The 6,345-nt window shown below is 70.2% G+C and carries 7 protein-coding genes and 1 pseudogene; 1 reads left to right on the top strand and 7 read right to left on the bottom strand.

Annotated elements, in window-relative coordinates; genetic code table 11:
- The 7 genes and pseudogenes from rnc to rsmD all read right to left on the bottom strand — a co-directional run.
- Positions 1-707: ribonuclease III (gene rnc, locus ABZV06_RS04905; RefSeq protein WP_355618730.1), on the bottom strand; the 707-nt coding region annotated here is incomplete at its 3' end.
- Entirely contained in the window at positions 704-1,690 is a 987-nt protein-coding gene (locus ABZV06_RS04900; RefSeq protein WP_355233007.1) for a phosphate acyltransferase PlsX, read from the bottom strand. The genes rnc and ABZV06_RS04900, both read right to left, overlap by 4 nt.
- Positions 1,691-1,804: 114 nt before the next feature.
- Positions 1,805-1,978 carry a 50S ribosomal protein L32 gene (gene rpmF, locus ABZV06_RS04895; RefSeq protein WP_030335284.1) on the bottom strand — a complete coding sequence of 58 codons (174 nt, stop codon included), beginning with the start codon at positions 1,976-1,978 and terminating at the stop codon, positions 1,805-1,807.
- 5 nt (positions 1,979-1,983) lie between these two features.
- Entirely contained in the window at positions 1,984-2,547 is a 564-nt protein-coding gene (locus ABZV06_RS04890; RefSeq protein ID WP_355618727.1) for a DUF177 domain-containing protein, read from the bottom strand.
- Between the two features lie 110 nt (positions 2,548-2,657).
- Complete coding sequence (locus ABZV06_RS04885; protein ID WP_234590503.1) at positions 2,658-3,155, bottom strand: hypothetical protein; 498 nt, start codon at positions 3,153-3,155, stop codon at positions 2,658-2,660.
- Between the two features lie 271 nt (positions 3,156-3,426).
- A complete protein-coding gene (gene coaD, locus ABZV06_RS04880) occupies positions 3,427-3,909 on the bottom strand; it encodes a pantetheine-phosphate adenylyltransferase (RefSeq protein WP_355618724.1) in 483 nt (160 codons plus the stop codon).
- Positions 3,906-4,478 (bottom strand): annotated as a pseudogene (gene rsmD, locus ABZV06_RS04875) (16S rRNA (guanine(966)-N(2))-methyltransferase RsmD); the annotation flags it as partial. The pseudogene rsmD and the gene coaD, both read right to left, overlap by 4 nt.
- A 296-nt stretch (positions 4,479-4,774) precedes the next feature.
- On the opposite strand from rsmD, the gene ABZV06_RS04870 reads away from it, so the two are divergent.
- Entirely contained in the window at positions 4,775-6,298 is a 1,524-nt protein-coding gene (locus tag ABZV06_RS04870) for a cell wall anchor protein (protein WP_355618721.1), read from the top strand.
- The last annotated feature ends 47 nt before the right edge of the window (positions 6,299-6,345 follow it).

Raw genomic sequence — 6,345 nt, 5'->3', positions numbered from 1 at the left:
TCGTCCGAGAGCATCCGCCAGGCCGCCTCGGCAGCGCGCTGCTCGGCCTCCTTCTTGCTACGCCCCTCCGCGCCGCCGTACCTGTTGCCGGCCACCACGACCCAGGCCGTGAAGGTCTTGAGGTGGTCCGGGCCGGTGCCCTCGATCCGGTACTCGGGCACACCGAGGCCGAGCGCGGCGGTCAACTCCTGGAGGCTGGTCTTCCAGTCCAGGGCAGCGCCCCGACCGGCCGACTCGGCCATCAGCGGGTCGAAGAGCCGGTGGATCACGATCCCGGCGGTGTCCAGCCCGTACTGCAGGTAGATCGCGCCGAGCAGTGCCTCCAGGGTGTCGGCGAGGATGCTCGCCTTGTCCCGGCCACCGGTGCTCTCCTCGCCCTTGCCCAGCAGCAGGTACGCGCCGAGACCCTCCGGGCCGAGGCCACGAGCCACGTCCGCGAGCGCCCGCATGTTGACCACGCTCGCCCGGAGCTTCGCCAACTGCCCCTCGGGCAGGTCCGGGTGGTTGTGGAACAGGGCGGTGGTGATCACGACGCCGAGCACCGAGTCGCCCAGGAACTCCAGTCGCTCGTTGGTCGGCAGGCCGCCGTTCTCGTACGCGTACGAGCGGTGGGTCAGCGCGCGTTGCAGCAGGTCCGGCTCCAGGCTGACGCCGAACGCGGCTTCCAGGTGAGCGACGGACGCCCGCCGCCGCTTGTCGTTGCTCATGATGTGCGTACCTCGGTGTCGGTGGAGCGGTCGGTGCGGTCCGTCGCAGCGTCGCCGTCGAGCAACGCGGAGACCAGATCGGTGGCGCGCCGCCGCCACAGGTGAGCGGCGAGAGCGATGCCGGAGGCGACGTCGCCGGCGCGGGCGGAGCCGTGACAGACGACGACGGTCCCCGCGACGCCCAACAGGGCCGCCGCGCGGGGCGCGCCGCCCTCGGCCGGTGGGCCGCCGGCCATGGCGTACGCGCCCTCGATGGCCTTGAGCAGCACGTTACCGGTGAAGCCGTCGGTGACCACCACGTCGGCGCGCGCGCCGACAGCCACGTCGTACCCCTCGACAAGGCCGACGTAGCGCGCTCCGGCAGGCAGCGGTTCGACGGCGAGCAGAGGGTCGGTGGCCCGGCGTACCCGATCGCCCTTGCCGGCCTCGGTGCCCACCGAGAGCAGCCCGACCCGGGGGGCGGCGATCGAGTGGGCCACCGCGGCGTACGCGGCGCCGAGCACGGCGTGCCGGGCGAGGGTGGCGGGGCGGGGTTCGAGCGAGCCGCCCACGTCGAGCAGGATCACCGGACCGGCGACCGCGGGCAGGGTGGCGACCAGGGCGGGCTGGCGGATCTCCGGCCAGCGCCCGAGGCCGAGCACGGCGGCGGTCACCGTGGCGCCGGTGGCGCCGGCCGAGACCAGGGCGTCGGCGGTGCCGTCGCGGACGGCGGTGACAGCGGCCCGGACGGTGCTCTCCGACCGGGCGGCGCTGGGATGGTCGGCCATACCGACGGCGACGCGGACCGGGCGGACCGTGATCCGGGCGCGTTCGGCCGGGACGAGGGCAGCGATCAACTCGTCGGCGACCTCGGCAGGACCGACGAGCAGCAGGTGCAGATCGGGGTCGGCGCGCATGGCCCGCAGAGCGCCGTCAACCACGACGGCGGGAGCGTCGTCCCCGCCGAGGAGGTCAACGGCGATCCGCGCGGCGCCCGGCTCCACCGGAACACCGGCCGGGTTGGGCCGGCCGGTGTCGGAGGGAGCCGGGGCACCGGGCGAATGCCAGGGTGCGCGCGCCGCCCGACCTGGGGTCGGGGGCGTCACTCGGCGTCCAGGTCAGACCTCGAGAACCTGGCGGCCGTTGTAGGTGCCGCAGACGGAGCAGGCGGCGTGCGGCAGCTTCGGGGACTTGCACTGCGGGCACGCGACGGTCGCGACCACGGTCGCCTTCCAGTTCGCCCGGCGGGACCGGGTGTTGCTGCGCGACATCTTGCGCTTCGGGACGGCCACGGTTCTTACTCCTCTGTAACGGTCAGTTGCGACAGGCCCGCCCAACGCGGGTCGATCTGCTGGTGACTGTGGTCGGCCGGCAGATCGTCCAAGTGCGCCCCACATTCGGGGCACAACCCTGGGCAGTCCTCCCGGCAGAGCGGGTTGGTCGGCAGCGTGAGCACCAACGCGTCCCGCAGCGCCGGCTCCAGGTCGATCAGATCGCCCTGCATCCGGCCCACCTCGTCCTCGTCGGTCGTGATGTCCGTGGTGCTGTTCTCGTACGCGTACAGCTCCTGGATCGTCACGGCCATCGATTCGTTGATCTCGCGCAGGCAACGCCCGCACTCGCCCCGGATGGGACCGGTGATGGTCCCCGAGACGAGCACACCCTCGGACACCGACTGCAACCTCAGATCGAGGTCGAGGTCCGCGCCCTCCGGCACGCCGATCAACTCCACACCGAGGTCCACCGGTGCCGGCACGACCCGCTGGACCTCACGCAACGCACCAGGGCGGCGCGGCAGGTCTCTCGTGTCGAGGACCAGCGGCGACCTGGGGTCGAGTGTCGATGGCGAGCGCTTGGGCATAGTAAGACTCCGGCCGGTGAGAGGCCGACAAAAAAGGTTACCTGGGCGACCCCCGGACCGTCGAACCGGGGGCGACGCCCGACCTCGAATGTCGGCTGGTGAGGTGCCGCTCAGAAGGGTAGCGGGCGTTCCGCCTCATCCCCACCGAAGGTGCCGATCTCCCGCAGCGCGTGCATCTTGTCGCGGCCGCGTTCGATCGAGGCGAGGGCCCGGGTGAGGAACTGCTCGAAGTTGGCCAGCGCCGTGTCGACGTAGTCGTCGACCTCCTCACGCAGGCGCTGCGCCTCGGCACGGGCCTCGGCGATGATCCGGGCACCCTCGTGCTCGGCCGAGACGGTGATCTCGTTCACCGAGACGAGCCGGGCGTGTTCTGCCTCACCCTCGCTGATGATCCGGTCCGCCTCGCGCTTGCCGGCGTCCATGATCTTGTCGCGCTCCTCCAAGAGCGCGGCGGCCCGACGCAGGTCGGCGGGAAGGTCCGCGCGCATCTCGTCCAGAGCCGCGATCATCTCGCCCCGGTCGACCATGCAGTTGTTACGGGACATCGGGACGGAGCGCGCCTGCTCCACCATGGCGATCAGTTCGTCGATGCGATCGAGCGGGTCCACCGGTACCTCACTCCTGTCGTTCGTCGGCCGACCTCCATGATGCGGGCTACGGCCGGTTCCCCGCTGCGCCCATCATGTCGTGCCCGTCCCACACGATCCCCCACCACCCCAACCCGGCGCGTCGCGAACCCGTCACTCCCGGCTCCCCCCAGCCCCCTCGCCCTCACCCCACCGCCCCCGCCTCGCCGATCTTGCAGTTGCTGTCGCGGCAAAACGGTGCAGAGTGGGCAATACGGCGACCGAAAGTGCAAGATCGCGGAGGTGGTGCGGGTCAGCGGCGCGGACCCAGACGAGCTTGCAGGGCCTCGCGGACCGGGTCGGGGACGTGGGCCGAGATGTCGCCGCCCCACTTGGCCACGTCCTTGACGAGGCTGGAGGAGAGGAACGAGTAGAGCGGGTTCGTCGGCATGAAGAGCGTCTCGACGCCGGCCAGCCCGATGTTCATCTGGGCCATCTGCAACTCGTAGTCGAAGTCGCTGACCGCCCGCAGACCCTTGATCAGGACGCTCGCCTGCTGGGCCCGGCAGAAGTCGACGAGCAGCCCGCGGAACGACTCGACCCGCACGTTGTCATACGAGGCGGTCACCTCGCGGAGCATCTCGATCCGCTCGTCGACGGTGAACAGGCCGCTCTTCGACTGGTTCACCAGCACACCGACGATCACCTCGTCGAACAGCCGACTGGCGCGGCCGATGATGTCGAGGTGTCCGTTGGTGACCGGGTCGAACGAGCCGGGACAGACCGCACGTCTCATGATCGGCGACCGTACCAAAGGGTGGTCTCGCCATACCGGCGACTGCGCTGGGGGGTGATCCCCTGCACCCACTCGAAGTCCCTGGTCCGACGGGACCGCTCCACCACCACCAACGCGTCGGGCGTCAACCAGCCGCCATCGACGAGCGTCGTCAGCAGCGCGGTGATCTCCTCGTCCGGCACGGCGTAGGGCGGATCGGCGAAGACCACGTCGTAGCCACCACCGTCCGGACCGGCGGCCAGGACCGTCGCCACCTTGCCCGCCACCAGTCGTACGGCCGAACCGGCCCGCAGGGTCGCCACGTTCTCCCGGATCACCCGGGCCGCCCTCGCGTCGGACTCCACGAGCAGGACATGCGCGGCACCCCGGGACAACGCCTCCAACCCAACCGCGCCGGAGCCGGCGTACAGATCGGCGAAACGCGCGCCCTCGAGGTCGACCTCCGACTCGACGGCACTGAACAGCGCCTCCCGGACCCGGTCGGACGTGGGTCGGGTGCCGGCCCCGGGTGGCGCGGCGATCCGCCGCCCGCCGAGCGTCCCGGCCACGATCCGGGTCACCGTTTCCTCCTGCTCATGAACACGACGCTACGCGACCCGTCGCACCCACCGGCCGACACGGTCGGTACCTCCACGCAGAGCATGTGATCACTTCTCGTATATCAATGATCTCAAGTTCATAACATCAGTCTTAGCAAATCCTGAGCGCTGTATCACGCGCGGCGATATCGCTAGGGTCTGCCGGGTGCCGGCGGCAAACCGCCGGCCCACGGCTCGGGAGGGCGCCTCTCCGATCGGACGTGCCACGACCGTCCACTGTCTCTCCCGTGCCACACCCCTTACGCTTCAGCACTCCAGGAGTACCCGTGATCCGTCCCAAGCTGTCGCTCCGGCGACCGCTGGCCATCCTGGGAGCCGCCATCGTCGGCCTCACCGGGGTCGTCGCGGTTGCCGCCCCAGCCAGCGCACACCGCACCACGATCAGCGCCACCGCCGAGTGTGACCGGCTCACCGGTGAGCGCGTGATCACGTGGAAGGTGGTGAACAGCGAAGCCAACAAGGACGCGACCATCCAGAAGGTGACCACCGATCCCGGCACCCCGGTGACCTCGCTGGTCGAGGGGGTGAAGGAGGCGCAGCCGCTGCAGGGGCTGATCGTCCCCATGGGCTCCTACAAGCTGGCCACCCAGCGCGTGCCCGGCAACACCACCAAGGCCCACCTTCAGGTCTACGCTGAGTGGATCAAGGAGGACAAGGTCACGGCGAATCACACCGCCGACGGTGACATCAACCTCGCGGCGGACAAGTCCTGCACCCCGGCCCCGAAGTGCGTGGACGTCAACAAGGCCACGTTCAGCCACACCTTCGACGGTCCGAAGGGCACCGCCACCGTCAAGCTCAACGGTGACCTGCCGCTCTGCGGTGACGGCAAGCAGTACTTCACGCTGGTGTCGTACTTCGCTCCTCGGCCGCAGTTCGCCACCCCGCAGTACGTGTACGGCACGCCGGACAGCGACTTCGTCAGCGCCGCCCAGACCGAGATCACTCTGAACGTCGAGATCCCGGACTGCCACACCCAGGTCGACCTCATCTGGGGCGACAAGGACCAGGTCATCGGCGAGATCGTCGACGGCGGCAAGCGCTACGACAACAAGAAGCTCGGCTCGCCGGGCGCCCCGGGCAACCGGTCCAAGGGCCCGCAGGGCTGGTACAACGGCGGCAGCAAGAGCTGCGTCACCCCGGCCTCGACCTTCGCGTCCAAGTGCGACGGTTCGGTCGCCGTGTCGCTGAGCAACGACGGCAAGATCAGCAAGTACGCCGTCGAGTTCGAGGTCAGGGGCGAGAACGGCTTCACCAAGAAGGTCTCCGTCGCCCCCGGCAAGGCCGACACCAGCATCGTGGTGCCCGCCGCCGACGCCGGCAAGGTCGAGGTCCTGGTCGACGGCAAGGTCATCGAGAACGGCTCGTACTCCTGGGCGCGTCCCGAGGACTGCCCGCTGCCGGCCGTCACCACCAAGGCCGACTGCAAGGAGTTCGCCCTCACCGTCACCAACCCCGAGGGTGGCCTGCCGGTGAAGACCACCTTCACCTACGGCGACAAGACCGAGACCCGTACGGTCGCGGCCGGCGCCTCGGAGACGGTGACCTTCAAGGCCGGCAAGGACAAGACGGCGATCGTCGCCCTGCCGGACATGGACCTGGAGCTCGAAGCCATCTACACGCCGGAGGGCAACTGCGGCGGTAGCGGTGGCGGCGGCAGCGACGAGCCGGGCCTCCCGGTCACCGGTGCGGCCGCGGGCGGCATCGCCGCCGGCGCGATCGCCCTGCTGATCGCGGGCGCGGTGCTCTTCGTCATCGCCCGTCGGCGTCGGGTGACCTTCACCGCCTGACCTGACCTGCGCTGAAGCCCGAGGGCGCGTCGACCACCCGGTCGACG

The sequence above is a fragment of the Micromonospora sp. NPDC005172 genome, from assembly GCF_040608555.1.
Taxonomy (GTDB): Bacteria; Actinomycetota; Actinomycetes; order Mycobacteriales; family Micromonosporaceae; genus Micromonospora.
This window is presented reverse-complemented; position numbering and strand designations above follow the sequence as displayed.

What these genes read in the sequence shown, in the direction of transcription:
- coaD (WP_355618724.1), bottom strand. Translation starts at nt 3,909, where the DNA reads ATGAGACGTGCGGTCTGTCCCGGCTCGTTCGACCCGGTCACCAACGGA.
- ABZV06_RS04890 (WP_355618727.1), bottom strand. Translation starts at nt 2,547, where the DNA reads ATGCCCAAGCGCTCGCCATCGACACTCGACCCCAGGTCGCCGCTGGTC.